The 1,378-nt window shown below is 51.4% G+C and carries 2 protein-coding genes; both read right to left on the bottom strand.

All coding sequences use genetic code 11. From position 1 onward, the window contains the following. Nucleotides 1-44: 44 nt before the first annotated feature. The gene (locus tag GE027_RS22535) at nt 45-230 is read right to left on the bottom strand and encodes a transposase (RefSeq protein WP_153559484.1); all 186 of its coding nucleotides are present in this window, start codon (nt 228-230) and stop codon (nt 45-47) included. Nucleotides 231-411: 181 nt separating this feature from the next. Next, complete coding sequence (locus tag GE027_RS22530; protein WP_153559483.1) at nt 412-1,059, bottom strand: TylF/MycF/NovP-related O-methyltransferase; 648 nt, start codon at nt 1,057-1,059, stop codon at nt 412-414. Between the last annotated feature and the right edge of the window lie 319 nt (nt 1,060-1,378).

Here is a 1,378-nt window from a genome sequence, read left to right as displayed (position 1 = left end):
AGTCCAGGGCAATTTTCAAATTTAGCTCACCGGGCCGTGAACGGTTACGTTCGGGGGCTCTCGAAGGCCCGCTCGAGCTGGGACATCGCCGCGTTGACCCAATTGTGAATCAATGTCGGCTGGACCTTCATCTGGTCAGCGATCTGCGAGACGGGAACTTTGTCGACAAGATGCTTGCGTACAGCGGCAGCCTTCTCAGCAGCCGAAAAGGATCGTCGTTTTCGGGGCATTGTGAAATCTCCTCAAGTGAAAATAGCTCACTTTTAGCGGATTTCCAATTTCAAGAGAGGCAGCACAGTCATCAAAGGACGTTCCTTCAAAGACGGAATCTTGCAGATTGATACCGTCGCCTAATTCATAAACGCAGAACGAAGCATCTGACAATTGCTCGAGCTATCGTCGGCCGATCCGCTACGCAAGAGGTTTATCAATCACTGCCATTCCAAACTCAATACGAAAATCTATGACGTTCTTCTCGCAATACGCCCTAACCGCTTTTCCAGCTTGCCAGCCGTCGGCTCGTCCGCAATCGTCTACCAAGATTCGTCCCCCAGAGGCCAGTCGTGGGTAGATTTTTTCTAATCCCGAAAGTATCGGCTCGTACAAGTCGACGTCGAGAAGTGAAACTGCAATCTTATACGGTAAGCGCTGCTCTTCCATCGAAACGATATCGGCCCTTATTAACTCGATGTCTTCCGCATTATGAATGTCAAGCACTTTCCTCGCGAGATCAATGCTGTTTGCGGAGAAGGAATCGCGTTTGTTCATGCTGTTTCCAAGCTCCACGTCCTTCGAGTATTGGCTGTTCACGAAGCCCCCAAATGTATCGACGCATTGATAGGTTCGTTCCAGGCCGAGTTTGCGAATCATTTGGTAGCCTAGCACTGACGTTCCACAAAGATTGCAACCTACTTCAACCACATCACCCGGCACGTCACGAGTCTGATAGATCGCATCGAGATACAGGTATAGTTTGCCTGCACTTAATCCAATTGGTCGATGGCGATATAGCAGACTCGCGAAAATCTTTTTGGTCCCTGTCTTGAAAAACGACTTCATTTTTTCTCCCTTGTTACCTTGTTAGAAGTTAACATCATCGTTTGCGTGTCGGTGTGAGGAATCAAACGGTCGCCGTGGGGCAGCAATTCCCGGCCAGGGCGTCTTGGTTGGTCTGACGGGGTTTGTGAGGGGCAGGTGGTGGCGTGCAGGAGCATGATAGCGGCACTGGAGGAGCGCGAAGCGTAGTTTTACAGCACGTGGCTCCATGCTCAGTGCTCGGAAAACGGGTTTTTCTCGCTGGCTGTGCAGTCAATCCTCGAGTCCGCTGGTCAAAGCCACAGCGGTGCGGCGCTTGAATGCTGCGGCGGCACTGCGGCGA

Origin of the sequence: Roseimaritima sediminicola (assembly GCF_009618275.1) — a bacterium.
GTDB classification, from domain to species: domain Bacteria; phylum Planctomycetota; class Planctomycetia; order Pirellulales; family Pirellulaceae; genus Roseimaritima; species Roseimaritima sediminicola.
This window is presented reverse-complemented; position numbering and strand designations above follow the sequence as displayed.

Coding starts and splice junctions, on each gene's coding strand:
- GE027_RS22535 (WP_153559484.1), bottom strand. CDS start 230: ATGCCCCGAAAACGACGATCCTTTTCGGCTGCTGAGAAGGCTGCCGCT.
- GE027_RS22530 (WP_153559483.1), bottom strand. CDS start 1,059: ATGAAGTCGTTTTTCAAGACAGGGACCAAAAAGATTTTCGCGAGTCTG.